This window comes from Atribacteraceae bacterium, assembly GCA_035477455.1.
Classification (GTDB): Bacteria; Atribacterota; Atribacteria; order Atribacterales; family Atribacteraceae; genus DATIKP01.
Window position 1 is genome coordinate 1 of the sequence record DATIKP010000065.1, and the last position, 26,739, is coordinate 26,739.

Here is a 26,739-nt window from a genome sequence, read left to right on the forward strand (position 1 = left end):
GTCCCGGACACTAGTTTTCCTGCATGGTTTGGGCGAGAATCACCTCACCTTTTCTCCCGCCCACCTGTGTCGGGTGGTTTCCTGCCGGTATTTCCGGACGGACCTTGCTACTTTGTACCGGACAATGCTCTTCCCCGCTGCTGGTGTGCTGGTTTTGGCCTGGATCCGCTTTCTTGTCTGTAAATAAAGCAGTGCTTGGCGCACAGCAAGCAGTGGCCGATGACAGGCGATGGAATACTGCCTTCAGACCCCGGCCTGGTTGAGATTTCTGTTCATAGAGGTTAGGCGGTTTGATTTATAAACCCGTTGAGCTGGCCCCTTCCTTATGCTATAATGCTCACGGTTGTGTATCGGGTGACGATGTCTTAATAGGGAAGTTCGGTGCGAATCCGACACGGTCCCGCCACTGTTACCGGAGAGTGGGGAAGCGAAATCCACTGGCGTCAAGCCGGGAAGGCGTTTCCCCGCGAGGACCCGGAAGTCAGGAGACCTGCCCGGTGCATTCCCGGCCACTCTTCGAGGAAAGAGGAGGTGGGGGATTCTTGTTCCGCCAACGAGAATGGGGTACCCTCCCGGATCCCCCTCCTCTTTCTTTGGCATAAGCTAAAGAAAGGGGTTATGACTATGCGTACACTGAGCATTCTTGGTTTCGCCCTCGCTTTTTGCCTGCTTTTCACCCTATCCGCCGGAGCGGCTTTGACTCTGACTGATGGGTGGGGTAGAACGGTTGTTTTCGAACATCCGGCCCAGCGGATCGTTTCGCTGACTCCGGCCAACACTGAGATCGTGTATTTTCTGGATCTCGACCCGCTTCTTTTAGGGGTGACTGAATACTGCAACTATCCCGCCGAAGCCCGGGAGAAAGAAAGGATCGGCTCCTTGATCGATGTCGATCTTGAACGGGTGGTCGCGCTGCAGCCTGACCTAATTCTGGCTGGTTCACTTACCACTCCCGAAGCGGTCGAGCGTCTGGTTTCATTCGGTTTTCCGGTGTTCGTGCTGGATCCCGGGACCGTTACGGAGAGCCTGGAGGCCATTGATCAGGTCGCGCAAATCGCCGGAATCGCGGAGCAGGGAGCGGCCAGGATCAGGGAACTAGCCGATGCGATTGAATATGTAACCGGCTGGAGCAAAGGGATACCGGAGGAGCAGCGCCCGGATGTTCTCCATATCATTTGGCACGATCCGATCTGGACGGTGGGAGGGGATACCTTCGTGCACCAGTTTATCGAAATGGCGGGAGGCCGGAATCTGACCGCCGACCTCACCGGGTACGCCAATCTGGATCTGGAAGAGCTCCTGCGGCGAAACCCTTCGATCATCACCGTCGACGACGACCATGGGGATGAACAAAGCCTTCCATTTCTTTTTGTGACCACCGATCCTCGCTTGCATCCAGTACGGGCGGTTCGGGATGGCCGGGTATACCGGGTCGATTCCGATATCGTTTCCCGCCCCGGGCCCCGGGTCGCCGAGGCGGTTAAGCTGTTTGCCCGGATCTTCTATCCGGAAGAATTCGGCGAAGCTGTCTGGACTGAGCCGGAATGACCTCATTCCCATGACCGGGGGGCGGCGTAAGGGAGACCGCCTCGTTCTGGCGCTTCTTTTCCTCGTGCTTCTCGCCAGTTTATTGCTGGCTCTGGGCGTGGGCGGTGGACGTTTTCGGTGGACCGATGTGGGGTCGGTATTCCGTTATCCGGCCCTGACTGGTTTTGAGCGGATCATACTTTTCGAAATACGCTTGCCGCGGATCGTTCTTGCGGGACTGGTCGGGAGCGGCCTGGCGTTGTGTGGAGGGATACTCCAGGGCCTGTTCCAAAATCCCCTGGTCGATCCCTATGTGCTCGGCATCAGTTCCGGAGCCGCCTTCGGGGCGGTTTTGGCCATCCTGACGGGCACCGTCGCCGGACTCCTCACCATCCCCCTTTTTGCCTTTTCTTTCGCCCTTTTGACTGCTGTTTTAGTTTTTTCCCTGGGGCGGGTCGGCCGGAAATTTCCGTTGTCCACCATGTTGTTGAGCGGGATGGCGGTCGGATTTTTTTTCTCGGCCCTGATTACCTTGGGTATGTTCGTATCCGGCGAAGAGCTGCACCAGGTGGTCTTCTGGCTTATGGGTGGATTCTGGAATCGGAGTTGGCGTGACGTGGGCATGGTGCTGCCGCTTTTTCTCGTTTCGGTGCCCGTTCTGCTTATCCATGCCCGGGAACTGAACGCTCTCTTGTTGGGCGAACGGGTGGCGGCCAGCATCGGGGTCGAAACGGAACGGGTGAAAAAGCGCCTTCTGGTGGTCAGCTCCCTCCTGGTTGCCGCCTGTGTCTCGGTCAGCGGGGTCATTGGCTTCATCGGACTGGTCATTCCCCATCTGGTTCGCCTCCTGGTTGGGCAGGATCACCGGCGCCTGTTGCCCGCCACATCTCTGGTCGGTGGGATTGTGCTCCTGTGGGCCGATACCCTGTCGCGGACGATCGTTCATCCCTCGGAACTCCCGGTCGGTATTGTGACCAGCCTCCTGGGTGTTCCTTTTTTCATGTATCTGCTGCGCCGGGGTCGGGGGAAATGGTGAATCCCTACCTTGTGGTACAAAACCTCACCTTTGCCTACAACCGACGGACGGTCCTCCATGGGCTCTCTTTTGCGCTGTCGGAAGGAGATTTCATAGGGATTTTGGGGCCCAACGGATCGGGGAAAAGCACGCTTCTCCATTGTCTGGCCGGCTTGGAAAAGCCGAAAGGGGGTTCGGTTCAACTGGGCGGGGAGAATCTCGGCCGTCTTGACCGCCGGGAACTGTCCAGGCGCGTGGCCATTGTGTTTCAGGATGTTCCCCAGGGGTTGGATCTTCCCTGTTTTGAGGTGGTCATGCTGGGTCGCTTTGCTCACCGCAGGCACAAAGAAGCGGAGAACGACGATGATTTCCAGGCGGTGGAGTCCGCGATGCGTCTGACCGCGACCTCTCATTTTTCCGATCGGCCCTTCAACGAGCTGTCCGGCGGCGAAAAACAACGAGTCATGATCGCCCGGGCACTGGCCCAGGAACCCCGCCTGCTCCTCCTGGACGAACCGACCAGCCATCTGGATATCCTCCATCAGATTGAAATCATGGGTATTCTCGCTGGCCTGAATAAAAGCGGCATAGCTATTCTGGCCGCTTTACACGACCTGAACCTGGTGTCTCAGTTCGCAACCCGGGTGCTTCTCCTGAAAAAGGGGACGATACTCAAGTCCGGCCTGGTGAGCGAGGTGATGAACGGACCGGACTTGGAGGATTTGATGCAGGTGGAATTTCTCGTGGAAACCCATTCTCTGACCGGCCGTCCGTACTTTTTGCCCTTGGGCGAAAGGGTGGTTCCGGACACCGCTGCCCCCCGCATCCACCTGGTTTCAGGCGGAGGGAGCGGCGCGCCGTTCATGCGGGAGCTGACCGAACGCGGTTTTCGAGTAAGCGTGGGGGTCGTAAACCGCCTGGATACCGATGAAGAGGTGGCCCGACGGCTGGGTTTACTGGTGATTTCCGCTCAGCCGTTTTCGTCCTTTGGTCCGGAGACGATATCCCAGGCCGGCTCGCTTGCCGGAGAGGCGCTCTTTGTCCTGGTGGTTCCCACGTACTGGGGCCGGGGAAACGAAGAGAACCTCGCCATGGTCCTGGACTTACAAAAACAGGGAAGGACGATTCTTCTCCTGAGTCAGGCACTGGAGCCTTCCTGGGACTATACCGGCGGATCTGCGCTATGCTCGCTCGGACAACTGGTGGAAAGGGGTGCCCGGGTCTTTGACGATCGGTCGGCCCTCTACCGATTTCTGGACAACGCGGTGAAAACTGATCGATAACAACCATGATTCCACTGCAATAAATAATTTTGCTGCAAAATCAAGTTTTCATCATCGCCTCTACGCCTCAACCGTTTCCGAATGATGGGAACTCGTTGGTCCGGTAAGGATAATTGAAAGTATCCCAAACCTTGGGGCACTTGAACAGAAGGGTTTCAGCAAAACGGAGAAACCGGCAGGGACCTTGTGCTATAATAGCACAGAGAGTCTCGGTGACGGTTTTCGGCGGATGCCTACGGTGGTTTTCCCGGGGAGTCGGCCAGTTGGGGCCGACAGTGGTGTTTATGAAAAATGAAGATGGGATGAAGCGCGTAAGGGTTTTCATTCATATGGTTTTAAGCCCCGGCGCTTTTCTGCCTTGGCCCCTTTGCTTACAGAGGAAGGGGTTGATCGAGAGGTTTTTACCATTTTTATTGGGAGGACTGGACATGAACTGGAAAAAATATATGATCTGGCTAACCCTGCTGCTCTTGGTCGGTGGTATGGGATTGGGGACGGCGGTTGTCTCGGCTCAACCCCGGTTTTTTCTCCGTTTTACTCTGACCCCCGACGTGTATGTCAGCATTCCCCGCTCGCCACAGGTCAGTGTATCGGTGGACCGGGGGGAAGGCGGCAAGTATTACGAAGGTGATCCGATTACCATCCGGTACCGGACGACGGGCGGCGGGTACATCAATCTGGTCCAATACCGGACTGACGGTGGGGTGCGGGTGTTGGTCCGCAACCAGTTCATACCCGCTGGATCGAACCAGGTCTTCAACGATTCGATTTCCGGACCTTCGGGTACGGAAAGCCTGGTGGCCTTGTTCACTCCCGATGAAGTGAACGACAGCCAACTGGGGCGATTTATCCAGGAACCGCACCAAGTCGGGCGCATCTTCGGACGTTTCCATGTGAACCGGACTCATTACGAAGTCGTCAGCCGGTTCACCGATACTTCTCTCATCCTCGACCCGGTCAATTTTTCCATCGACGAAGGCGCTTCGATAACCATGACCGCGACTCTGCGGGACGTCTCGGGATTTCCCCTGCCGGGGAAGGTCCTGGACTGGTCGGTGACCGATGGATCACTCACCACCTTCCGTTCGGTGACCGGACCCAACGGGGTCGCCCGGGTGGACTTTTTTGCCCCGCCAACCGGTGGCTCATCGGTGATCACCATCAGTGTCCGTTTTGCCGGAGACCAGTGGTCATCGGCAAGCGTGGCCCAGTCGACGGCCAACGTGAGAATTCGTCACCAGCCGAGCCGGCTCCTTATCGAGCCGACCTCGTTTACCGCCGCACCGGGGGACCTCGTCCGCCTGGTCGCCACCCTGCGGGACGGGGCGGGAAATCCGGTGTACGGGCGGACAATCTTCTGGAGCGCCGACTGGGGGAGTTTCGACCGCATGTCGGCAGTCACCGATTCCACCGGCCGGGTGCTGATCAACTATCGCCCCCCGAACGTTACCTCCCGGACCAATGTCGCCGTCACCGCCGAGTTCCGGGGGGTGCCGGGCCTTGGCCCGGTTTCTCAGACCATTTTCGGGACGATCGAGCCCGCCCGGCATCTTCCCCCCTCCGCTACCCTTTTCTATGTCGATTTCGGTGGGAGAAGTCCGGTATACAACGTAGCCGGTTTGCAGTATTCCGGGGCTCTGGTTACCGGTTATGCGGCCAGCGGCGCGACTGCTCTGGAAATGACGCCGGGGGACACTCTCACATTCAGCTTCAATCCTGGGGGAATTCCCGAAGAAGGTGCGGTGTTCGTTTGGGTGCAGGGAGAAGCCCGCACCAGACTGAACGTGCGCTTGAACAATCGCCGGATCGGCAATATCACCCCTGTTTCCAGGCTCCTGGAGCCGGACCGGGAAGAGAAAATAACCTTTTCCGCTTTGGATTTCGTCAGCGAAACAAACCGCCTTCTCCTTGAGGTGGAAGGACCGCGCAATGCCGTCCTGCGCGTCCAGCGGATCATCATCGTCTTTTAACGGGGGAATGTGTCGCCCTTCCGGAGAACCACTCCGGGAGGGCGCTTTTTCTCGCCCAGCATCCTGCCGGAAAGGTTCGGAAAACCACTATGGCCTTTGTACGGGGAAAAGCGTTGCTTCCGGAAAATACCCCTCTGGTGCAGAAAAATCCCTGGGAATATATCTCGGTCATTTATAAGGACAACCGGAAAGAATCGATGATCCCCCTGGTCGATGCCCGGGTGGAGGTCTTCCTGCCGATCAGCCGGGATGTGGTCAGTCGGGGGTTGACCTCCGACGACGGGGGGTTTTTTGTCCGGGTCCCGGCCGGAGAGCGGTATTTTCTGGAAATTTCCCTCGCCGGCAAACTCATCCTCCTGGGGTATATATCGGTCGATGATGAGATCGAGACAGACATCGGGGTCCTCGACAGCCTGACCACCTCTTATGCCCTGTATATGCTCCGGAAAGTCTTTCAGGGGGAAACGACTGACCAGGAGGCAGACTTCGATGCGGAGGACTTTCATACGCTCAGGCACAACGTCGAAGAGTGCTGGAAAGCGGGTCAGGGGCTTGAAAGCCTGGCTGAATACCATCGGTTCGCGAAGTGTGCTCCGTCGTGCCTCGCGACGCTCGACCCTTCCGGCCTTTTGCGCGCCTTTCATTGCGCGCCGGACCGGCTGGGTAAGCAGCTCACCTGCGAATGGGAATCCCGGGAACCGGGGGGGGTGGCTTTGTGTTACCGGTCCTTTCGTTCTCGCCATTTCCGCCGGAAGTGGAGCGATCCCAATCAAACCCGGGGTTGGTTGATGGTCCCGACACCGGGAGAGTTCGAAGGGTATCTCTATTTTCTGGAATTTCAAAGCCAGCAGGGTTTCCTGGGGCGGACCCCATTGTATGTTTGGCGGACGCCTCTCCAACCGCTATCCAGAACGTCGGTTCTCATCGGCCGCCAGGAAGGCCCGGCGATTGTTTCCCGAGCCGAAAAATCTGGGGAACAGCGGATTCCGGGGACCGTTCGGCCGTTCAACCTGCGCCTTCACCAGGCGCTGGAGAAGCGGTTCGAAGCGGAAATCGACCTGACCTTCTCCCGGAAAATCCGCGTACCCCGTTACTTAGTCCGGGAAGGCTTTCAGGATTTGGAATTGAATATTTACCTTCCCCAGGAACATTCTTTCCTCTGGGGACCGGTGAATGAATCGCCCGGAGTGGAGTTGGTCCGCTTTTCGCTGAAAGCGCTGGCGAAAGAATGGCGGGTTATTCCGGTAGAGATCCTTCCGGAGAGTATTGTAGAAATCGGTTTCAGCACGCCGTTTGCCGAACTTGTCGCTTACCGGGAAGGGGAAAGCTACCGGCTTTTTTCGGATTTGGACCTGCAAAGCCCGGTGACGATCCTCTCCTTTCGGAAGATCGATTCTCTGGGATTGGAGAGCATCATTTATTACCGAGGCCGCTTGTCCATGCGGGGAGAGGGACTCTTCGAAGGGTTCCGGATGAACGTCGCCTTCGAAGGAAAGTTTGAAGAAGATGGAGAAGAAGGGTTTTTCCCGGGTGTTCCCGGTGAAATCACTGGAAACGTCGAGTACCGCCTGGACTATCGCATCGAGCCAGGAGGGACGGAATAAGTATAAGTCGGAAGGACCGGGTATGTATGGGTCAGGCGGGTTGTTGCGTAGCAGGGAATAGGGAATCGCTATCCAGAGTGGAGGGAAAACCTTGAGAAAAAAGAGCTTTTGGACTGTTGCCGTCGTGCTGATCTCATTGCTGATGTCATCGTTCTTGGGGGCCCAGGAGGCCGAAAACGGGACGGCGGAAGTCTTCGTCGGGGAACCGGATGCCGGAGAAACGGTGCGCGAGGTTGTCCTGGAACGTGCCGAGCGGGTCAGATACGATTCTTTGAAAAATATCTTTGAAGCCCTTGGAAACGTGCGGGCCATTCAGGGGCAGAACCTGATCGAAACCCAGGAGATGGAGTATAACCTGGAGACCAACACCGGCGTGTTCCGAGGGGGGGTGGTGGTGACCCGCGAAGCAACCGTGATCCGTTCCGAGACCATGGACGGTGATTTCGACGCGGAACTCTACCTCTTCCAGGGTGGCGTGGAACTGACCAAAGAACGCCAGGAAGAGGAAGGGACCTCGACCATATTCTGGAAGGCGCAGGAGATCTCCTTTGATGGAAATACCGAGGAGGCCTGGAGCGAAGGGGCCGCGGAAATCACCTGGAAGGAGGTCAATATCAGCGCCCAGCGGGTGCATTACTTTCCGGCGGACGAAGGAGCCGGAACCTTGGAGCGTATGGCGTTCGAAGGAGAAGTGATCATCACCGAGCAGGAACGGGAGATCCTGGCCGAGAGAGCCGTCTATTACCTCGCCGATGAAGTGCTCGAAGCGGAAAACATCATTCGCGCCCGCTTTATTATCGAGGATTGATCCTTTATGCTCCGCTTTGTTCTCGTTGTCTGGCTGGTTCTGGGCATTGCCTTGAGCTTTTCTGTACTCCGGGTGTTTGGTCAGGTTCCACCCGAAGAAACGCCGTCCACCGGGGAGGTTCTTCTTCCGGAGGCCGCCGTACCCCCGGTGCCGGGATCGATGACCCTGGAAATCCCCGACGGGAGGCCGGCGATTGAACTCACCGGAGAGCGGCTGATTTACCATCCGGACCTCGACGAAATCACGGTGATCAACGGCCAGCTCGCTTACCGGGACTTTACGCTCCAGGCCGATATTATCCGTATTGACCTGGAGCGTAACGAACTGGAAGCGGAGGGTAATGTGGTGGTCCGGGAAGGCCGGGAAGGATCTCTCTCCCGGACGGTCAGGTACGACTGGGGCCGCGAAGTGTGGTATTTCCAGGACATGGCCTCCCATATCACCGGCCGGGGGATCGAGGGGATCATCTTTTTTCGGGGGGAAAGTGTTGTCCGCACCGAGGAGAAATCGGAGATCACCCGGGCCTTTTTGACCACCTGCGACCTCGCCGAACCCCACTACCACATCGAAGCCCGCAGGATCGAAATCTATCCGGGGAAAAGGGTCATTCTCCACAACCTGTCCTTTCATGATTTCAATACCCGCCTGATTTCCATTCCGCATTACGTGATCTTTCTCGACCGCCGGGAGCAGTTGCCCTTCCTGCCGATGGTCGGTCATACCTCGGCCGACGGCTTCTACGTGAACTTTTTCTATAATTACTTCGTCAGTCCCGAGTCCTTCGGCACCGTGTATCTCGACTGGTGGGAAAAGCGGGGCTGGGGCTTGGGTATCCGGCATTTTCTCGAGGGGGATGCGGCCAACGAGCGGGGCCAGGCCTATTTTTATTACACTGACCGGCGCCAGGGCGAAGACACCCTGATCGGGCATGTTCAATACCAACGGCAGCTCGCCGAGGATACCGTGTTCGCCGCGAACCTGGATTACCGCGGTGTGCCCGGCGAAGTTCAGGACCATTATACCGGCCGCCTCTCGATCACCCAGGACCGGGACCGTGGCACCACCCGCTGGGATCTCTCCTTCGATTCCGACCTCGTCGCCCGCCGGGACTCGTTGCTCTCCAGACTCCTCTACACCTATGATTTTGGTGACCAGTTGATCGGGTCGATCCTGCTTGACTATACCCGCCTGTCGGCCTGGGAGGCCTCCCGGGACGACAGGCTGCGTTATCTTCTGTCGCTGAGCAAGGTCGAGGGGGATTATACCTATATCCTGCGTTATGAGAGCTACGGGGATATGGGAAGTTACGGGATCGATCCGGCCGGCCGCCGCTTTGTCTACAGAATGCCGGAATTCGAGATAATGAAGCGGCAGACCCGGTTGGGCCAATCGGATTTCCTTTACCGAACCGGCTTGATTTACGGGCATTACTGGGAAGAGGAAACCGGGGTGATCGAAGACCGGCTCCGGCTCTGGTTGGACATGGAGGGACGCAGCACCCTGGGACCCTGGACGACGCTGGTGTCCAATTTCCGCTTCGAGCAGGATTTTTACGGGAATGATTTCGCCCGCTACATCTGGGCGGGAGGGCTCCGGCTGGACCACCGTCTCGCCCCCGGCCTGGACGTTTCACTCAACTATCACCGGCGGGATTTCGACGGGGCTACTCCTTTTCGTTTCGACTTTACCACCCGACGTACGGACGCCCTGGGAGTGACCCTCAACTACCGGTCCGGCCCCTGGCGGATCGGTATGGATACCGGGTATGATTTCCTCGCTGAGGATTACCTGGAAGGGTCGGTTTTCATGGGTTACGATTTCGATGAGAAGAACAGCCTATTGCTCCGGGGATCCTATGATTTCGACAATGGGGAATGGACCGGCTTGACTCTGGGGTTTGGCGCTTCCATCGCAGTGACCCCGGAATGGCGCCTGGAGTTCGACGGAAACTGGAATCTCCTGGCCGGCCGGGTTTCGGGAATCCAGGTGGGGATCACTCGAGACCTTCACTGCCGGGAAATCAGCCTGGTCTACGACAACGACCGGGAGACCTTCTGGCTGGAGTACAGCATTAAAGCCTTTCCCACCGAAAAATTCATCCTGGGAGGCGGATAACGTGAGTAAACGACCAATCCTGACCGTTCTGAGCATCGCTCTTCTCGCGGTGGCCCTCGCGGTGGTCCTCGCGGTGGCCGGTTGCGCCCGCGGAGAACAGCCCCCCTGGGGCGACCCGGGCGATTCCCTGATTCTGGACGCTTTTTTCGAGGCAGCAGTTGACCCCGATTTTATATATTGGTTCGCCGTCGACACCGACGGTGATCCCCTCAGCGGCCCGGATACCGATCCCCGGACCTGGCCGGGCCGGGGCTTTTATGTGGTCCGCTTTGAGGACAACCAGTTTTTCCTGACCAGACCGGACGGGAGGGAGGAATTCTTCCGGGAGGGCGCGGTCATCGATCTTGCTCAACTCCGGATTACCTTAAGTCTTGCCGATCTGGAAAACCCGGCCGATATCCAGGTTATGGTGGTGGTAACCGACTGGGGGGGGTCCCCGGAAAGCTATCTGCGGGAATTCCGTAATCTCCGGACGGCCACCGACTTTTTTCCCCGCCCCTGGACCGATATCGCCGGAGATCCCGGAGAACCGGCCTCCTCTCTCAGCCGGGTGGAGCCCCGGATCGGGTTTTAACTTCCGAACTTCCAAAGAAAAAGAGCGGATATGGGAAGTGAGTAAAGTTGCAGTGATGCTGAAAAGGCCGTCCTTGGCCTTTTCGCTGCGAAAATGCGGTGGTTTCGGTGGCTGATTTAGGCGGCTCAGGCCCCGGCTTCCTTCGTTCTTTTGCAGCAAAATTACTTATTGCAGTAGAATCACTGTTATAATAAGAGAAAGCAGGTGAAAGGAACGTGGTAAAGAAGCGCGTGAATCGCCATCTGTTAGCTTGGGCCCTCCGGGGTATTCTCACCCTCGTTCTGGTCATCGCCGCCGGCTGCACCCCCGGGGTCATGCCCCCCCGTCCCGACGGCCGGGGCGGCGACTGGACCGTCATGGTCTTTCTCAGCGCGGATAACGACCTGGAAAGGTTCGGCTGGGAGGATCTCCGGGAGATGGAGATGGTCGGTTCCACTTCCCGGGTCAACATCGTGGTTCAGTTTGACACTTACACTGGACCAGCCAAACGCTATCATGTAATGCGAACCCCGCATCAGTCCTATCTGACCGCCGTCTCCTCGCCGGTTCTCCAGGAATTAGGCGAGGTGAACATGGGTGACCCCGTCACCCTCGTCGATTTCGTCCGCTTTGCGACCGAACGGTTTCCGGCCCGCCACTACGCCCTCGTGGTCTGGAGCCACGGCAGCGGTTTCAAGGAAGTGGCGCGCAACATCTCCTTTGACGACTCTGCCTTCCGGGATTCCATCACCATTCCGGAACTGGGTTGGGCGCTTTCCCAGGCTACCACCTACACCAGGGGTCCCTTGGAATTTTTGAGTCTTGACGCCTGCCTGATGAACCTGGTAGAGGTCGCCTACGAGGTCCGGCCCTATGCCCGGGTCATGGTCGCTTCCCAGGATAACGTACCGCCTGAGGGATTGGACTACCAGGGCTGGCTCTCCCGCCTGATCGCCGATCCGGCGTTGGACGGGTTTGCACTGGCTCAGGCGGCGGCGGACACCTATTTAGCTTATTTCGCCTATGCTCCCGTCACCCAATCGGTGATCGATCTTGGCCGGATCGGCAGCCTGGCCCAGGCGCTCGACCGTTTCGCCCGGGAGGTGGTGACCGACCGGTGGACGTCCCGGTCGGTGTACGTCGATGTCGGAAACACCGCGGTTTTTTTCCAGGGGGATTACGATTATATTGATCTGATCGATTTTCTGATCCTGATCTTGGGTGATGAGCGGATCACCAATCCCCAGGTCCGGGTGGCGGCCCAGGAGGCTCTGGCCCAAGCCCAGGCGGCCGTCTTCTACAACCGGGCCGGGGGTTTTCTGGCCGGGAGAGCCCAGGGGATCAGCATTTATTTTCCTTACAGAGTCTATCACCTTGGGTATGATCAACTTGCCTTTGCCCGGGACACGGCTTGGGACGATATGTTAAGATACTTGGGGATAGGGCGGAGGGGCGCCGGCGACTACGGGGCGCCGGCGACTACGGGGCGGGGTAGCTGAACAGGCGGGTTTTTAACCCCGCAAAATCAGCCTGGGGAAAAAATATTTTTTTCCCCAGGCCAAACCTGTAGCAAAAGACAAGAAAGTATCGTATAGTTATCCATAGGGATTCGGGCCTTCCTTTTATGAGAGTGCCTGGATCTGGTAGCGGAACGACTGGACGGAACCATTCCGCGCTTCGGAAGCCTGGAAAAAGGAGGTGAGGGCGGTTACGAAGTAATACCGAAGCGGGGGGTGGGTGACGAATGCCGGAAGAATCCTTTGGAGGACGGAAGAGAGGAAACTTGGACACTCTCGATGGTGCTCCCGGGGGAAGCTTGCGGCAGGATAGACGAAACACCATCAAGCTACCGAGGAGGTTACACACATGAAAAAGCTCATTTTAGCGTTTGTTTTGGTTGTCGCTTTCGCCCTGCCGGCGCTGGCCAACCCGTTTGTCGATGTGCCTCTGAACCACTGGGCCTATGACGCGGTACAGAGCCTGGCGGCCAGAGGGGTCGTCATCGGCTATCCCGACGGAACCTTCGGCGGGCACCGGGCGCTGACCCGGTACGAGTTCTCTATGGCCATCGCCCGGGCTATCGGCTACATGGAACGGTATGTGGATGAAGCCGGTCTGGCCACCTTGGAAGACATCGCCATTCTGGAGCGATTGATCCAGGAATTCGCCAACGAACTCCGCAATCTCGGTCTCACCGTGGAAGACGTGCGGCGGGTGGTCGGAGAGCACAGTCAGGCTCTTCAGGCGATGGATGCCCGAGTGGCGGAACTCGAGAAATACGCCGAACCGTTGAAAATTACCGGTGAATTCACCGCGACCTATACCGCCTTCATGCCCATCGACGAAGCGGCGGGTAAAGTCGAGGCGACTTTTGTGGACGTCACCGAACTGAACCTGGCGGCGACTATCAACGACTACACCACCGCCGGGGTGCAGCTAGTCGTTGAAGACACCCTCGGCGGGGACGGAACCGTGGTTACCGCCGAAGATTTCTACATCGAATACCAGAAGGACGAATGGTATGTCAGGGTCGGTGATATTAAGATCGACAAGCTTGACCTGGGCTTGGTGCTCGGTGATTTTGACGCAGACGACTATGACCTGGAATTCGAAGGTTTCCATGTGGTATACGCGCCGGAAGACGACGACATCACCTGGCGGGCCCTGGGGACGCTTAATGAATTCTACTCCCTGCGGTTGGAGTGGGAGCAGATCGCATTCGGCGTGGCCCTTCTTCCGGAAAGCGACCTTTTCTTTGAAGAGGGAGTCTCTGATATCGTCGTGAGCGCGTACGGCTGGACCGATTTTGATGATTCCGACGTCAAGCTGGCAGTGGAAGGGGCCTACGGCGTCCTGTCCGCCAGCTATGGTGTGGCGGCGGAGCTCTCGCTGAGAGCCAGTGATGATGTCACTATCACCGTAGAGGGGCAGTACCTGACCGCGGGCTTTACTCCGGCGCTTCCCGACGGACCAAGTGCTTTTGAAGTCGCGGAAGATGAACTTCTGGTCACCGTGGGCGCCGACTATGGTATCGCCGGAGACGAACCGGACGATGACCTGTGGACAATCGGTCTTGAGTACGCCTATGGGACTTCTCTCGTAACCCCGGGCCTCATCACCACCTCGGAACTGACCGGAACGATCACCTTTGTCCCGGCTGACGCGGTTCCCGACGAAAAGCTCGAAGTTGAAGTTACCTATGATCTTTTGGCGGCATCGTTCGTCGTGAGCGGTGAGTACCTCAATTACCCGCTCGATGTCGACGATGAAAACAACGAAGCGTTCTTGAGCGCGAAGGGTCAGTACGAAGGCGACACCGGCCGCATTATGGCTTGGGGAAGACTGGAATACGGATGGATCGAAGAGAAGACCACCCTGACCCTGGAAGGCCGTTATGATTCGACCGGCGCCGCTGTCTGGAGCGCCTTGGCCGAACTGGAATGGGAGATGGCGGAAAACACCGCTCTGACTCTCGGGTATGAATTCAATACCTGGAATGAAGACGACGAGTTCATCGAAGACACCGCCGGCACTCTCGAAGCTGAACTTAGCGTCAGCTTCTAAGGCGGATTCACCTCACCACCTGAAGCCCCGGGAGAATCCTCCCGGGGCTTTTTTATGGTCGCAAGCTTTTTCAACCCTTCTATGGTACAATCTTCATCAACATGAACTGGACCGAGAGGCTTTCCGCTTGCCGGGACACCCTGCAATTCCGTTTTAAGAGTGAAAGGATTTATACCTTCCTTGCCCGCCATCCCATTGAGGCGGTATTTCCCGCCGGGACGCTGTATTCCGGAGTGATTGAGGCCGAGGGATTGGTGCGGATCGAAGGGAGATGCCAGGGCACCGTACGCGCCCCGATGGTCGTCATCGCTCGGGGTTCCCTGGTGACTGCCGAGATCAAAACCCACTGCCTGTATGTGGAAGGTCATTTTCGGGGACAAGCCACCACCGCTTTCCTGTATTTGGCGGAGGGAAGCCTGCTGGAAGGAGAGGTCAGGACGGAATCGCTCTTTACCGAAACCGGTGCCGCCTGTAAGGGAAAACTCATCGTAGAAAAGGGGACGAATGGTTATGCCTGCGACATTCGGGAAATTGCGCCCTCAGGAACTACAAAGGCTCATTGACTACCGGGGTGCACCGCGGGAAGAACTCATTGTCGGGTCGCACCTCGGCCGGGATTGCGGTGTGCTCGATTTTGACGGTTTCCTGGTCAGCGCCACCTGTGACCCAATTACGGGAGTGACCAACCGGGCCGGCGCACTGGCGGTCCACCTGGTAGCCAATGACCTGGCGGCCTCTGGGGCCGAACCGGTCGCCATCCTGGTCAGCCTGATCTTTCCCCCCCCTGGGAACGTTGCGGCGATCGAGCAAACGATGCGGGAAATCGACAAGACGGCCAAGACCCTCGCCATCACTGTAGCAGGAGGGCATACGGAAATTTCCGATATAGTCAACCGGCCCCTGATTCAGTGTACGGGACTGGGGCGGCTGATGAAGTCCCGGTATCCGGATGTGACGAAGCTACAACCGGCAGATGAGATCGTCATGACCAAAACAGCCGGCATTGAGGGCACCGCGCTTTTGGCCGAAAACCGGGCAAGGGAACTCAGCCGGTCGATGAGACCGGAAGAGATTGCGCGAGCCCGGGAGTTGTTCGAGCATCTGAGTGTGTTACCGGAAGGCCGGATCGCGGCTGAGCACGATATTCACTGCCTGCATGACGCCACCGAGGGCGGAGTGGTGGGAGCGGTGTGGGAAGTCTGTGCCGGCCAAAAACTCGGCTTTACATTGCGGGAAGACGCTGTTCCAATTCATCCCCTGACCGGACGGATCGGCCGGGCCTTCGACCTCGATCCTCTTAAGCTTCTCTCCTCGGGGACACTCCTCATTTTCACCCCCGCTTCCCAGCCTCTCATTCAGGACCTCCATCAGGCCGGCATACCCGCTGCCCGTATCGGAACCGTGGAGTCCGACCCCGCCTGCTGCACCATCCGGCGCCGGAACGGAACGATAGAGCCTGTGACCACCTGTCCTCTGGATGAATTCTGGAGGATAAAATAATTTACAGGGGAGCAATGAATTATGGAGAAAGAAGCAATGACAAAAACCAGGGAGTGTACCCCGCTCCTCTTTCCCTACCGCGGTATCATTTGGGGAGGGGTAGGCCTGTTCGCCTTTTGCGTGACCCGGGGGAATCCGGTTCTTTTTGTCTGTGGGACTGGGCTGATATGCGCCGGTGAGGCGCTACGGATCTGGGGTGTCGGCTACATCCGGAATTACCGGGGGCCGATGCGGGAAGCCAAGGCTCTGGTCACCGGAGGGCCGTATGCCTACGTGCGCAATCCCTTGTATCTTGCCAATGCCGTGATCGGGTGCGGCATCGCCCTGTTAACCGGCGTCTGGTGGATTCTCCTCCTCTTTTGTGTGGTCTATGTCCTCCTCTATGGGCGCATCATCCGCGAGGAGGAGTCCTACCTGGCCCGACGCTTTCCAGGGGAGTACCGGCAGTACGCCGCCTCCGTTCCCCGGATCCTCCCCCGCCGGACTCCTTATCCCAGGAGGCGGGGGTCCTTTTCCTGGCTGGTGATCCCGAAAAAGGAAGTACATACCTTCGCGACCATAGCTCTCATCGTCGGGGCGTTTTATCTACGAAGTTTCACCGGGTTACGCGCCTTCGTGGATCGGGTTCTCTTCTGAACGCAAGTCGATGAACAGCTTCACGTCTTTCAGGGTAATCCCGGTATGCCGTTCGATGGCCTCCCGAACTTTACTCTGAACCATCGGTGAGAAATCGGTCACGGAGACGCTGGACTTGACCGTCATTCTGAGGTTAAGCCAGGCGCTGTTCCCCGTTTTTTCCACTTCCGGTTCCAGAGTCAGGATGTCCGGATTGTTCTTCAGGACGTCCCGGGCCAGGGCCTTTATGGAGTTGTACGAGATCTTGATATCTCCTTGCGGGGTGTGGTAGAGGACCGAACGGTCGGGCCGGTGCAATAGGAAGCGCAGGAGGATTAGACCGACAAACACCAGGGCCGCGGCGATGAGGAGCCCGAAAGCCTGGTACAGCCAGTGACGGGTGAAAAACAGCACGCAGGAAACGATCCACCGCTGGATGGCCAAAGCGCTGATGAACCGCAGAACGACCACAGAGAAAAACCCGGCGACGATCAAAACCAGTAGGGCCAAGATCAAGGCGAACAGCTTTCCCCAAAATATCATGTATTTCACCTCCCGGTAATTTCATGCTTTCCTGATGAGTTACTCGCTGACACTGATTGTTGGCCGTTACGGCCACAAATTTTTCCTGGACATGGTCCCCTGACCATGTTTATGAATAGAGACCTTCATCGGTAGGCGTCACTTGAATACTTCCTCACCATTGACGAACTGTAGATAATCGCCGCCCATCGAAATGGCCAGTATGCCCAGACCAGCGGCTCAACTCATCCTTGAATTCAAGCATCTGCGATGTTGATTTCGCTCTGTCCCGCAAAAACTGTATCCGGTTGTAGCCGCTTTTTACATCCACCACGAATACTGCCGCTATCGGTCACCGCGATGATGTCGTATTTCCATTCAATCTCCACCCTATACCCTCCACCCTTCACTATATTGACTATTGTATCCAATTTGGCTTTCCACCGCAAATAGAGATAGCGATGTTTCTCTCATGCCATTGTGTAGGGAGGATTCATGGATAAATCCTCCGGTTATAGATACCTCGCTTGCCGGTCCTGCCCGACCCCCATCTTTCTGTGGTACAATCCATGCGCAATATTTTCTTTTTTTCTTCCCCCTGAAACTTTCATTTTTCTCTCGCGTACTATATAATTGGATTCAAGAAGGAGAAGGGCGCCAAATCCTTTTCCCCCCCTGGTCGAAGGGGGATGGGCCGGGACCAAAACATACCCAGAGTCGCCGGTTCGGGAAAAGTGGGGAGGCACCCGGCAGGTCCGGTGGAGCGAAACATTGGAAAGCTCGACCACCCCCCCCAGGGGTCAGCGGCCTGTTCCCATGCGGTTCTCTTGCTTTTGGCGTGATTGACGTGCGCATTTCACACAAACAGAAGGAGGTTTAAAACCACATGAAAAAGAGTCTTTGGCTTCTCATAGCGGTAGCGTCTTTGGTCGCTCTTTTCGCGGTGACGGGCTGCGTGCCGACCCCGGCTCCGACCCCGACCCCGACCCCCCCCCGCCGCCGGTGGATAAGTGCCCGACGACGTGGACAACGGCGGTTGCGTCGACAGTAGTCGAGGCTGTCTACGGTGATGTAGCTTGCCCCCTTGGCGGAATTGAAATAATCATCACCTTTGACAAAGAAATAATCCTCATGGATGACATCGAAACTAACTGGCTGGTACAGGTTGATCGCCTGATTTCGTTCTATTCCGGGGGCGTGGCATATACCGAGGAAGTCTTTGATATTCCCGCTACCGTAACCGCGGTTGAGCAATTTGGTAGTAGTTCAATCCGGATTAGAGCAACAGTAGAGCAGCAACCGTGGCTAGAAGCGGGGTTCGGCCCTGATCCTGGTTGGTGGTTCTGTGGGTTGATTTGCGATGAGGCATCTTATGCCTTATACCTGAGACTGGCAAACCTGAATGCTGGATGGGATCCTGCGGATCCTCTACCGAATCCTCCCATCTACACCGCTCATGCCGACATCTGGGCTGATCAGGTATTCTGGGAATATGCCGGGACTGGCTTCCCGGTAGCCGACGCAGACGGTGAACTCTGTGCTGGTCTGTGTGACATCAAAGGCGACGCCTGCTGCGTAGTGTGCCCGGAGTGCCCGGAACCAATTGACTGGTGCCCAATAGGTGAGGTCTGTTAGTAAGGTAAGAGTACCGGACAGAACTACTGTGTTACTGAAGCCCGGGGTATCCCCCCGGGCTTTTTTTATGGGTGCCGAATAAAAGGGGTCAGGTCTTGAAATATAACTTATTTCCTGGCAGGGTACCTACACCATGACGCGACCCTTACGCCTTGTATACCCCGGAGCCGTTTATCACCTAACGTCACGGGGCAACGCCCGGGGGAATATTTACCGGGAGGACCTGGACAGGGAAACCTTTACAGATATCCTGGCCCTGGTGGTCAAGCGATACCACTGGCTCTGTCATGCCTACTGCCTGATGGACAATCATTACCATCTCCTGGTAGAAACACCGGAGGCCAATCTCTGTCAGGGTATGCGCCAGCTCAACGGTATCTATACCCAAAGATGCAACCGAAAGCATGGGAAACCGGGCCACCTGTTCCAGGGACGATACAAGGCCATACTGGTGGACAAGGAGAACTACCTCCTGGAGCTCTGCCGCTACGTGGTGCTCAATCCGGTACGGGCTCGCTGGGTAGAGCTTCCGGAACAGTGGCAATGGGGGAGCTATCAATCCACAGCGGGCCTTGCGAAGGTACCGGAATACCTCTTTGTGGATTGGATTCTTGGCCTGTTCGGGACCAACCGGAAAGTCGCCCGGGAACACTACCGAACCTTTGTCCGAGCAGGCATCCATGGAACATCCCCCTGGGAAGAGCTTGAGGGACAGGTATTACTGGGAGGCAAAGGATTTGTGGAGAGGTTTACTGAAATACGGGTATACCTTGAAAGAAATAGCCGATTCCCTTGGCATTCATTACACGACCGTTAGCAATATAGTACAGAAGATGGAGAAGAAAATGTAGCTTTTCAAGACCTGACCCCTTTTATTCAGCAACTCCGGTAGCTTGCGGGTAGCGTATATTGGGAAAGGGAGATCAGGTATAATAGACTGGTTGACAGGCATGGCAAGGTGGTCAGTATGACCGGTGGAGCCGGCTCGCTTCTGATCCTCGCCAGGTCACCGGGATTTCGCTTGTTCCCGCGGCGCAGGTAAGATTGTCTTCGCTGGTGAGATACCTTCCGGAGAGGCTGTCTCGGGCAAGAGCGGCGGAGAGCCGGGCCAGAAAGGAAACAGATGAGGGAGATCCTTGAAAAGCTGCAAAAGGGCCTGATTTCACTGGAAGAGGCCCAAACCGGACTGGAAAAGGCCGCGTTTGACACTTTGAAGCTTAAGTTAGTGGATAAATTGGCCCGGCTGGATCTGAACCGTGCCGCCCGAACCGGCCTTCCCGAAGTGATATTGGCGCTGGGCAAAAAGGACGAGTGGGTGGAGAAGTTGTTGTTCGATATGGCGCTTGAACAGGGCCGGGCCATAGCCAGCAAGGTTCACCCGGCGCTGGCGGAAAAGTTGGCTCAAAAGGTTCCCCGGGGCTTTGCCGCCGAGGTCCATGTCGACGCACGGCTGGTCATCGTCAGGAAGCACGATTTTATCCCGGCCGAAAGCGGGGGAAGAATAGGCGTGCTGGCGGCGGGCACCGCCGATCTCTCCATAGCGGAAGAGGCGCGGGTCTTCGCCAGGGAGCTGGGCTGTACCGTGTTTACCGCGTACGATGTCGGTATCGCTGGTCTACAGAGGACCCTGGAAGCGTTGGAAGTGCTGTTGCAAGCGGATGTGGATATCCTCATCGTAGTGGCCGGCATGGACGCGGTGTTGCCGATCACCGTCAGAGGACTGGTCGATCTGCCGGTAATCGGCGTTCCTTCAGCGGTGGGCTACGGGATAGGCGACAGGGGCCTGGCGCCTCTTCTGACCATGCTGCAATCCTGCTCTCCGGGCCTGGCCGTGGTCAATATCGACAACGGTTTCGGAGCGGCCGCCTTCGCCGCGCTGGTGGCCAACCGGATCGCCAGGTACCGCTCAGGATAAATGGAAAACCAGGAGGGAGTTCCCCAGTCAGCCTGGTCACGTTCTCAGAGAAGAAGCGAGGAAGGAACTCCCCCGTCAACCCCGGAAAAGTCCGGAACGACCACCGCACGCTGTCCTTGCAGAGTCCACTCCTACTTCGTAATCACCAAGCGCATGCTTAAGAGGATATGCTTGATGACCAAATAGAAACAATCCGCGCCGCCCTGCGTATTAGTGGATAGAAGAACAAAATCACCCTTGAACTGAGAGGTTTGCGGACTATGAGGGCCCACTTCCCCGCGTTGGGGTGGCTTTTATTGACGATCGTTTTTATATCAGGAGTTCTTTCCGGATGTGCACCGGTACCTCCGTCGACTCCTTCCCCTCAAACCCCGGAGACGGCTCGGCCGATCATCGGAGGGTGCCCCGCGAGTTTTCAAACGGTGGTGAGCGCCGTCTTCTCAGGCTATGGGAAAGCGGGGTCCGAATACGACCCCGCCGCCGAGGGGGCCTTGCTGCCTTCTTTTGACGTGATCATCATCTTCAACCAGCCGATCACCCTGCTGGACAACGACCCCCGCTCCTGGGAGGTGGATGTCGAACGACTGGTGCAATTCCGCCGGGGTGGAATCCTGGGGACTCCTCACGAACGAAGTTACCGGTCCGAGGCCGGACCCCTGCTGAGCGAGACGGAAGAGGTGCGGATCGTCCGGGTGGAACAGTTCGGGACCAATTCGGTCCGCCTGCGGGTCCAGGCGCGGGAGCTGGCTTTGGGAGTCGCCGGGGGAGTCGCCGGGGAGGAATATTATTTTTACGGGCTGATCTGCGATGTATTCTCTTATGAAGATTACCTGGCCGCGGCCAACCGCAATGCGGGGTATGGGACAGCGGGGCCGGGTGACACATTCTGGATGGATCGTTACCTGGTCCAGTCCCCGATCTACGCCGACCGGATTACCTGGCGGTATGTCGGCAGGTCCGTTCCCGTGGCCGACGAGACTGGAATGCCTTGTCTTGCGCTGCACGATATCAGGGATACATCCTGCTGCGAGGCCTATCCTGCCACCCCCCCACCGGCGGCGTGGTGCGCAGTGGTGGAGGGAGAGTTCCTCTGTCCATAGGAAACCAAGCTCGTAAGCTTGCCGCTTTCTACCGGGAGAGAACCCCGCCTGCGGGCTCCCCGGGTGGGGGAGCTTTATTCGCAGAATAGGGGAGGAGATGGGCATTTGACGCATCGGCGGTTGGTTCCGGTACTGATTTGGGCGGTGGTAACCGTTCTCGTTTTTTCCGGGTGTCTCTCCTCGCCTTCCCGGGATGTTCCCCTTCCCACTCCCACTCCCACTCCCTTTCCCATCCCCACTCCCCCTCTGCCGGTGGATGAATGTCCCGCTTCGTTCCAGAGCGTTATATATCCGACAAAAACCCAATGGGGGACGTACCCCTGGGACCCGGATTACCTGGGAACCCATTTTCGGATCCTCATCACTTTCGATGAAGACATTACCCTTTTGGACGACCGGCCCGCTCACTGGGGGGTCCTCGTCCGCCGGGCTCTTCCCTGGGTCGACGAGGCCACCGGGATGGAGCAGGAGGTCTTGTCCTATTCCCTTCCGGCCTTCGTCCATACCGTGGAGCAGGTCGGGAACCGGGTCATCCGCCTTTCGGTCCTGGTGGTCGACGACGGTTCTTTCTGGCCGGAGAACATCCGCCGGACGTATCCAGCGCTATTCTTCTACGGCTTGTTGTGCAGCTTCGCCGATTACGAACGCCTGATTGCCGGGATGCAAGGGGCCGGGATGACCACCGAAACCACCCATGCCGACCAGGTGCTGTGGTCGTACCGGGGGAGTTTCGCCTATGCCGATGGGGCGGGCTATCTCTGCCCGGAATCCTGCAGTTTCGGGGGAGTGGGTTGCTGTGAAGTTCCCTGTCCTGACGGTCCTGAACCCATCGAGTGGTGTCCGGTGGGAGGGGACTGACGCGGACGAACACCGGTAATCCGCCGCCTTTCTCATCCTGGTCACCGAACTCCTCTTTCACCCCTCTCCCCATCCTGGCAGTCAACCGGTAGACACGTCCGACATAGTTAGCGAGGAGGAGATGAAGAGATCACCATTCATTTTCCGATGATAACCCTTAGGTACATAGGGGAGGAGAAACAAAAAGGTATCGAAACGGGAGCCTTATAAGGTATAATAGGGCTCGCTGGTAACTTGGTTTATATAATATAACGACCGGGATGTTTCTGGAATTTATCCCGGCGTTGGAGAACAAGAGATGGTGGGTGCTTACTCCTCACCGTCTGACCATGGGAGTGAGGAATTATGAAAAAAGGCTTTTTCATCGGGATCATTCTGGCACTGGTTGTCTGTTTTACGGTTCCCGTCGTTGCCCAGGATCAGGCTGTATCCCCCCTGGTGGAGACACTCGCAGACGTCGAACAGATTCTCTACGGGATGCCCGGAACGGGGAGCGTGCTTCAACGGGTGGAAACGGTGGAGCGGGACCTGATCGGAGATACGCTCTCCGGGACATTGATGGACCGGGTGGATCGATTACGGGTTTTTGTGCTGATCGGGACGGCCGATGAGCCTTCACTGGAGTTTAAGATCAAGTCGATCCGGATGGCCTTGGATACCCAGCTCGGGGTCCGGGGGATTCTCTTCGCCGAACTGGAGGAACTGGAGCGGACCGTTTTTGGTTTTGTGACTGAGGGTCCGATAGGTGTGCGGGTGGATAAGCTGTTCCGGACGGTTGTCGATCCTTTGCAGATTACCGCCTTTTCGATATCGGTTCCCGAAGAAACACTCCTGAAGATCGTCGTCGAAACGACCCTCCATTCGGAGCGGAGTAATGTGGGGGATCCGGTACCCTTTCGGGTGGTCGAAGATGTAGTGATTGGCGGGGTTTTAGTCATCGCCCGGGATACTGCCGGCGAGGGGCGGATCGAGACGCTCCGGCGGAAGGGAAACTTCGGTATACCCGGACGCATCAACGTCGATTTCGGGTACGTACCGGGAGTTGACGGAACACCGGTGCCGGTTGAGCTCGGCGCCCGGGCCATTCAGGAAAATGAATCTTTGGTCTACGCGGTAGGCGCGTCAATCGCCGGTCTGGCGATATTCGGCCCGATAGGCGCGGTGGCTGGCTTCTTCATTCACGGTGAACCAGCGGTGTTGGAGCAGGGAGCCGAATTTTTCATCGAGGTCTCCGAACCGGTCACCGTCGGCGGTCAGTTGGAGCACGGTGCCTTCCGGCAGCCGGCGGCTGGGCCGGACCCTTATATCCCGGAACGCTTTTTCCCGACCCAACTTGACGAAGCGGAAGATCCGGGACGCTGGGCAGAGCCAATTTGGGATACCGGGATCGAAGAGGCTCCCGTCACGCCGATCGAAGAGGCGCCTCCCGTCACGCCGATCGAAGAAGAGCCTCTCGTCACGCCGGAACAGTTACCCGGGGAGCACCCGGAGGTAGAGATTGAAATCAGACCATTTGAGGAATGGGGGAGAAAATAAGACATGGGAATTAAGCGTAAATTAACCGCTGGAATACTTCTGATCGTTCTCACGTTGCTGGTAGCGGCTCTCCCGGGCCTAGCCCGCGTCGATTATGACCAGATTTACCAGGATACGGTGGGTAAGTGGACCCGGTTCGAGCGGGCGCGGGGAGGCACCTTTTCCGTGAACGCGCTGTACTGGAGCGAAGAGGTGGTTAAGGCCTGGGTGGCTAAGTATGGAAACGAAAACCTTTTGTCTGCCGAAGAAGAACTGGCCTACCACCGGACATTCCTTCAGCGGGAACGGTTAAACCGGTACCTGGTCTTCGAGGTTACGCTTCGTAAGCTCAAAGGTGCGCCGTTATACCCCCTTCAGTTCGCCCGGAATACCTGGCTGGAGGACGACCGGGGTAACCGGTATGAGCCGGTGGAATACCCTTTTGCATTCGAAGAACGCATTCACGACCAGGCCACAGGGAAAGTCTATTTCCGCCGCTTCGACGACGACGGCAATCCCATCGTCACCCCGGAAACCCAGTCCCTGACCCTTCGCTTCAGCCGGCTCACGATCGATCCCCAGTACATCGGCGAAGAAATCCGCCTGACCTGGGACAATCCGTATCTGCCGCCCGATTTCGAGAGAGCAGAGTGGCGACCGGTCCTGGAAGAGGAGATTATCCGATTGGAAGAGCGGGTTATGCGTTTGGAAGCTGACCGGCGGAAGCTTGAAGAACAGCAGCTCTCCATTGAACAGATGATCGAAGAGACCAAAAGCCAGATTCGGCAACTCCAGGACAAACTGTAGAAGCAAGACCCGCCGGGAAGAGGGAACGGCCGGTGGGCCAGTGAAGCGAGAGCCGCGGGAGAGTTTCATGGGGCGAACCGGCACCGATGAGCGAATAAGATACCGAGTGATCAGGCGCGGGAGCGCGCTGACAACGGTTATGCTATTGCTCTTGTTTGCTCTGCTCACCGGGAAGGGGCTGGCTGCCGGCGGAGGAGTACGCATCAATGCGGCCGAAGTCCTGTATGACGAGGTCCGGGATGAAATCCGCGCCGCTGGAGGGGTGGAAGTCCACTGGGACGAAGGCATGCTGACCACCGAAGAAGCGATCTTTCTTATCGGAACTTCGGAGCTGTTTGTTCCCGGCCCGGTGAGTGCCCGCTTCGGTGAACACCTGGTAAGCGGGGAAGGGCTGTACTATAATTTTGCCGCCCGCTCCGGTTGGTTCAAGCATTCCCAACTCCTCTACCGCATGACCGATACCGGGAACCTGTATTTTCGGGGAGCCCGGATCGAGGTCTCCAAAGACCAGTGGTGGGGAGAAGATCTTTTGGTGACCGGGTGTAAAAAGGAGCGGCCCTTTTACAGTGTCCGGGCGCAGAGGGTGACCATTTATCCCCAGGAGCGCCTGGTCATCGAGGGCCTTGGCCTGTATATCCGGGATACCCGGGTGTTTTGGATTCCCACCTGGTCCCGGACGCTGGGCGTCGGGGGAGCCCGGCTGCTCCCGCAAGTCGGTTATGAACAGTCCCGCGGGTATTTCATCGATTTCTCCTACCAGTACCACCTGACCAACGAGTTGCTGTTGCAGGCCCAGCTCGATCTGGCCACCCGCCAGGATACCCGATTGGGGGTCGATATCAGCGCTGCTTTCCCCAATTTGGAAGCCAGGGTTTTTTATGATTATTGGCAGGAAGACGAGTCCAGTTATGGAGGATATGTCCGGTTCATGAACGACTCGCTTTCCCTGGGGCTCCTCACGTATGAAAACGAGCGCATCGGCGAAGAGCGACTCTCCCGAAGTCCCCAATTCTTCATTTCCTACCGACACGAATTCGCCGGCGACTTTTATATTCGAGGAGCCGCGTCCATCGGTCATTTCACGACTTCAGCGGTCAGCGCCTGGCGGGAAGACTTTTTTTTTCTGGCCGGTTGGTCCGGGGAGGGGTACGGCGGGGAAGCCTTTTACCAAACTATTGGTCTTACCGATCTCCCGGGCGCCCGCGTGCTCGGCGGGACAGTCTGGGCGGAGAAGGCCTTCACCGAAGACTTTAGCGCCGGAATCCGTTACCGCTTGGCCAATGTCGACGGGGAAACGTTTTTCTTTTTCGATCCCCAGGACACCAGCGAATTACAACTCGATCTGACCTATGGAGACCTGGACCGGAGCTTCCTCAGGTTCCGCGGTCATTACGATTTCCTGACCGGGGATTTCGCGCGGATCACCGCCGGCATCGGCCTGGGAATCGATGATTATTCCCTGGGTGTGGAAGGTGTCTATTCTTTTGCAGATGATGACTGGCAAAGTAGCCGTTATTTTATCCGGCACAAAATCGAAGAATGTGTTATGGTCGAAGCGTCCTGGTGGGAGCCTGATCGAACCTTTTTTCTCAGCGTGGAATTGATCGGCTTTGACCAGGAAGGTCTGCCCGAGACCCTCTTTGACGAAGCCGACGAATTCGACCAATTCGCAGTGGAGCGGTAATTGAAGGAGAATAAGAGGGGTCTTGAATAAAAGGGGTCAGGTCTTGAAATATAACTTATTTTCTGGCAGGGTACCTACACCATGACGCGACCCTTACGCCTTGTATACCCCGGAGCCGTTTATCACCTAACGTCACGGGGCAACGCCCG

24 protein-coding genes and 1 riboswitch are annotated in these 26,739 nt (G+C 57.2%); of the genes, 22 read left to right on the plus strand and 2 right to left on the minus strand.

The features are described 5' to 3' along the window. From VLH40_03900 to VLH40_03965, 14 genes are all read left to right on the plus strand, one after another. On the plus strand, positions 1 to 187 hold a 187-nt coding region (locus VLH40_03900), incomplete at its 5' end, for a DUF401 family protein (protein ID HSV31151.1). A 148-nt stretch (positions 188 to 335) separates the two neighbouring features. Next, positions 336 to 513: riboswitch (cobalamin riboswitch) on the plus strand. 111 nt (positions 514 to 624) lie between these two features. Next, complete coding sequence (locus VLH40_03905) at positions 625 to 1,548, plus strand: helical backbone metal receptor (protein ID HSV31152.1); 924 nt, start codon at positions 625 to 627, stop codon at positions 1,546 to 1,548. Beyond that, positions 1,490 to 2,563, plus strand: a complete 1,074-nt coding sequence (locus VLH40_03910; protein ID HSV31153.1) for an iron ABC transporter permease — start codon at positions 1,490 to 1,492, stop codon at positions 2,561 to 2,563. Before VLH40_03905 ends, VLH40_03910 begins: the two co-directional genes overlap by 59 nt. Then, on the plus strand, positions 2,557 to 3,825 hold the full coding sequence (locus VLH40_03915; protein ID HSV31154.1) for an ABC transporter ATP-binding protein: 1,269 nt from the start codon (positions 2,557 to 2,559) through the stop codon (positions 3,823 to 3,825). Before VLH40_03910 ends, VLH40_03915 begins: the two co-directional genes overlap by 7 nt. 428 nt (positions 3,826 to 4,253) lie before the next feature. Then, positions 4,254 to 5,795, plus strand: a complete 1,542-nt coding sequence (locus tag VLH40_03920; GenBank protein ID HSV31155.1) for a hypothetical protein — start codon at positions 4,254 to 4,256, stop codon at positions 5,793 to 5,795. 89 nt (positions 5,796 to 5,884) lie between these two features. Beyond that, positions 5,885 to 7,399 carry a hypothetical protein gene (locus VLH40_03925; GenBank protein ID HSV31156.1) on the plus strand — a complete coding sequence of 505 codons (1,515 nt, stop codon included), beginning with the start codon at positions 5,885 to 5,887 and terminating at the stop codon, positions 7,397 to 7,399. Positions 7,400 to 7,490: 91 nt separating this feature from the next. After that, the gene (locus VLH40_03930; protein HSV31157.1) at positions 7,491 to 8,207 is read left to right on the plus strand and encodes a hypothetical protein; all 717 of its coding nucleotides are present in this window, start codon (positions 7,491 to 7,493) and stop codon (positions 8,205 to 8,207) included. Between the two features lie 6 nt (positions 8,208 to 8,213). Further along, the gene (locus VLH40_03935) at positions 8,214 to 10,322 is read left to right on the plus strand and encodes a hypothetical protein (protein ID HSV31158.1); all 2,109 of its coding nucleotides are present in this window, start codon (positions 8,214 to 8,216) and stop codon (positions 10,320 to 10,322) included. 1 nt (position 10,323) lies between these two features. Beyond that, positions 10,324 to 10,896 carry a hypothetical protein gene (locus VLH40_03940; GenBank protein HSV31159.1) on the plus strand — a complete coding sequence of 191 codons (573 nt, stop codon included), beginning with the start codon at positions 10,324 to 10,326 and terminating at the stop codon, positions 10,894 to 10,896. A gap of 215 nt (positions 10,897 to 11,111) precedes the next feature. Beyond that, positions 11,112 to 12,374, plus strand: coding sequence for a clostripain-related cysteine peptidase (locus VLH40_03945; protein ID HSV31160.1), 1,263 nt, complete (start codon positions 11,112 to 11,114; stop codon positions 12,372 to 12,374). 367 nt (positions 12,375 to 12,741) lie between these two features. After that, positions 12,742 to 14,439 (plus strand): S-layer homology domain-containing protein, encoded by a 1,698-nt coding sequence (locus VLH40_03950; protein HSV31161.1) that lies wholly within the window; start codon positions 12,742 to 12,744, stop codon positions 14,437 to 14,439. Positions 14,440 to 14,540: 101 nt separating this feature from the next. Then, a complete protein-coding gene (locus tag VLH40_03955) occupies positions 14,541 to 15,002 on the plus strand; it encodes a polymer-forming cytoskeletal protein (GenBank protein HSV31162.1) in 462 nt (153 codons plus the stop codon). Further along, complete coding sequence (locus VLH40_03960; GenBank protein ID HSV31163.1) at positions 14,950 to 15,939, plus strand: AIR synthase family protein; 990 nt, start codon at positions 14,950 to 14,952, stop codon at positions 15,937 to 15,939. Before VLH40_03955 ends, VLH40_03960 begins: the two co-directional genes overlap by 53 nt. Before the next feature lie 21 nt (positions 15,940 to 15,960). Next, positions 15,961 to 16,575, plus strand: a complete 615-nt coding sequence (locus VLH40_03965) for an isoprenylcysteine carboxylmethyltransferase family protein (GenBank protein HSV31164.1) — start codon at positions 15,961 to 15,963, stop codon at positions 16,573 to 16,575. Here the strand turns inward: VLH40_03965 and amaP are convergent. Beyond that, positions 16,543 to 17,097 carry an alkaline shock response membrane anchor protein AmaP gene (amaP, locus tag VLH40_03970; protein ID HSV31165.1) on the minus strand — a complete coding sequence of 185 codons (555 nt, stop codon included), beginning with the start codon at positions 17,095 to 17,097 and terminating at the stop codon, positions 16,543 to 16,545. The two genes, VLH40_03965 and amaP, sit on opposite strands and share 33 nt — an antisense overlap. Before the next feature lie 236 nt (positions 17,098 to 17,333). Continuing rightward, a complete protein-coding gene (locus tag VLH40_03975) occupies positions 17,334 to 17,465 on the minus strand; it encodes a hypothetical protein (GenBank protein ID HSV31166.1) in 132 nt (43 codons plus the stop codon). Positions 17,466 to 17,976: 511 nt separating this feature from the next. Between VLH40_03975 and VLH40_03980 the strand changes: the two genes are divergently transcribed. From VLH40_03980 to VLH40_04015, 8 genes are all read left to right on the plus strand, one after another. Then, entirely contained in the window at positions 17,977 to 18,711 is a 735-nt protein-coding gene (locus VLH40_03980) for a hypothetical protein (GenBank protein HSV31167.1), read from the plus strand. Positions 18,712 to 18,844: 133 nt separating this feature from the next. Next, positions 18,845 to 19,528, plus strand: coding sequence for a transposase (locus tag VLH40_03985; protein ID HSV31168.1), 684 nt, complete (start codon positions 18,845 to 18,847; stop codon positions 19,526 to 19,528). A gap of 306 nt (positions 19,529 to 19,834) precedes the next feature. Beyond that, positions 19,835 to 20,626 (plus strand): nickel pincer cofactor biosynthesis protein LarB, encoded by a 792-nt coding sequence (gene larB / locus VLH40_03990; protein HSV31169.1) that lies wholly within the window; start codon positions 19,835 to 19,837, stop codon positions 20,624 to 20,626. A gap of 296 nt (positions 20,627 to 20,922) precedes the next feature. Continuing rightward, positions 20,923 to 21,726: a hypothetical protein gene (locus VLH40_03995; protein HSV31170.1), complete on the plus strand. Its 804-nt coding sequence runs from the start codon at positions 20,923 to 20,925 to the stop codon at positions 21,724 to 21,726. A 105-nt stretch (positions 21,727 to 21,831) separates the two neighbouring features. Continuing rightward, the gene (locus tag VLH40_04000; GenBank protein HSV31171.1) at positions 21,832 to 22,584 is read left to right on the plus strand and encodes a hypothetical protein; all 753 of its coding nucleotides are present in this window, start codon (positions 21,832 to 21,834) and stop codon (positions 22,582 to 22,584) included. A gap of 345 nt (positions 22,585 to 22,929) precedes the next feature. After that, on the plus strand, positions 22,930 to 24,120 hold the full coding sequence (locus VLH40_04005; protein HSV31172.1) for a hypothetical protein: 1,191 nt from the start codon (positions 22,930 to 22,932) through the stop codon (positions 24,118 to 24,120). 3 nt (positions 24,121 to 24,123) lie between these two features. Then, entirely contained in the window at positions 24,124 to 24,906 is a 783-nt protein-coding gene (locus VLH40_04010) for a hypothetical protein (GenBank protein HSV31173.1), read from the plus strand. Between the two features lie 67 nt (positions 24,907 to 24,973). Beyond that, positions 24,974 to 26,590, plus strand: coding sequence for a hypothetical protein (locus VLH40_04015; protein HSV31174.1), 1,617 nt, complete (start codon positions 24,974 to 24,976; stop codon positions 26,588 to 26,590). The last annotated feature ends 149 nt before the right edge of the window (positions 26,591 to 26,739 follow it).

What these genes read in the sequence shown, in the direction of transcription:
- VLH40_03950 (HSV31161.1), top strand. Translation starts at nt 12,742, where the DNA reads ATGAAAAAGCTCATTTTAGCGTTTGTTTTGGTTGTCGCTTTCGCCCTG.
- VLH40_03985 (HSV31168.1), top strand. Translation starts at nt 18,845, where the DNA reads ATGACGCGACCCTTACGCCTTGTATACCCCGGAGCCGTTTATCACCTA.
- VLH40_03925 (HSV31156.1), top strand. Translation starts at nt 5,885, where the DNA reads ATGGCCTTTGTACGGGGAAAAGCGTTGCTTCCGGAAAATACCCCTCTG.
- VLH40_03955 (HSV31162.1), top strand. Translation starts at nt 14,541, where the DNA reads ATGAACTGGACCGAGAGGCTTTCCGCTTGCCGGGACACCCTGCAATTC.
- VLH40_03915 (HSV31154.1), top strand. Translation starts at nt 2,557, where the DNA reads ATGGTGAATCCCTACCTTGTGGTACAAAACCTCACCTTTGCCTACAAC.
- VLH40_04005 (HSV31172.1), top strand. Translation starts at nt 22,930, where the DNA reads ATGAAAAAAGGCTTTTTCATCGGGATCATTCTGGCACTGGTTGTCTGT.
- VLH40_03920 (HSV31155.1), top strand. Translation starts at nt 4,254, where the DNA reads ATGAACTGGAAAAAATATATGATCTGGCTAACCCTGCTGCTCTTGGTC.
- larB (HSV31169.1), top strand. Translation starts at nt 19,835, where the DNA reads ATGAGGGAGATCCTTGAAAAGCTGCAAAAGGGCCTGATTTCACTGGAA.
- amaP (HSV31165.1), bottom strand. Translation starts at nt 17,097, where the DNA reads ATGATATTTTGGGGAAAGCTGTTCGCCTTGATCTTGGCCCTACTGGTT.
- VLH40_04015 (HSV31174.1), top strand. Translation starts at nt 24,974, where the DNA reads ATGGGGCGAACCGGCACCGATGAGCGAATAAGATACCGAGTGATCAGG.
- VLH40_03905 (HSV31152.1), top strand. Translation starts at nt 625, where the DNA reads ATGCGTACACTGAGCATTCTTGGTTTCGCCCTCGCTTTTTGCCTGCTT.
- VLH40_04010 (HSV31173.1), top strand. Translation starts at nt 24,124, where the DNA reads ATGGGAATTAAGCGTAAATTAACCGCTGGAATACTTCTGATCGTTCTC.
- VLH40_03960 (HSV31163.1), top strand. Translation starts at nt 14,950, where the DNA reads ATGCCTGCGACATTCGGGAAATTGCGCCCTCAGGAACTACAAAGGCTC.
- VLH40_03965 (HSV31164.1), top strand. Translation starts at nt 15,961, where the DNA reads ATGGAGAAAGAAGCAATGACAAAAACCAGGGAGTGTACCCCGCTCCTC.
- VLH40_03935 (HSV31158.1), top strand. Translation starts at nt 8,214, where the DNA reads ATGCTCCGCTTTGTTCTCGTTGTCTGGCTGGTTCTGGGCATTGCCTTG.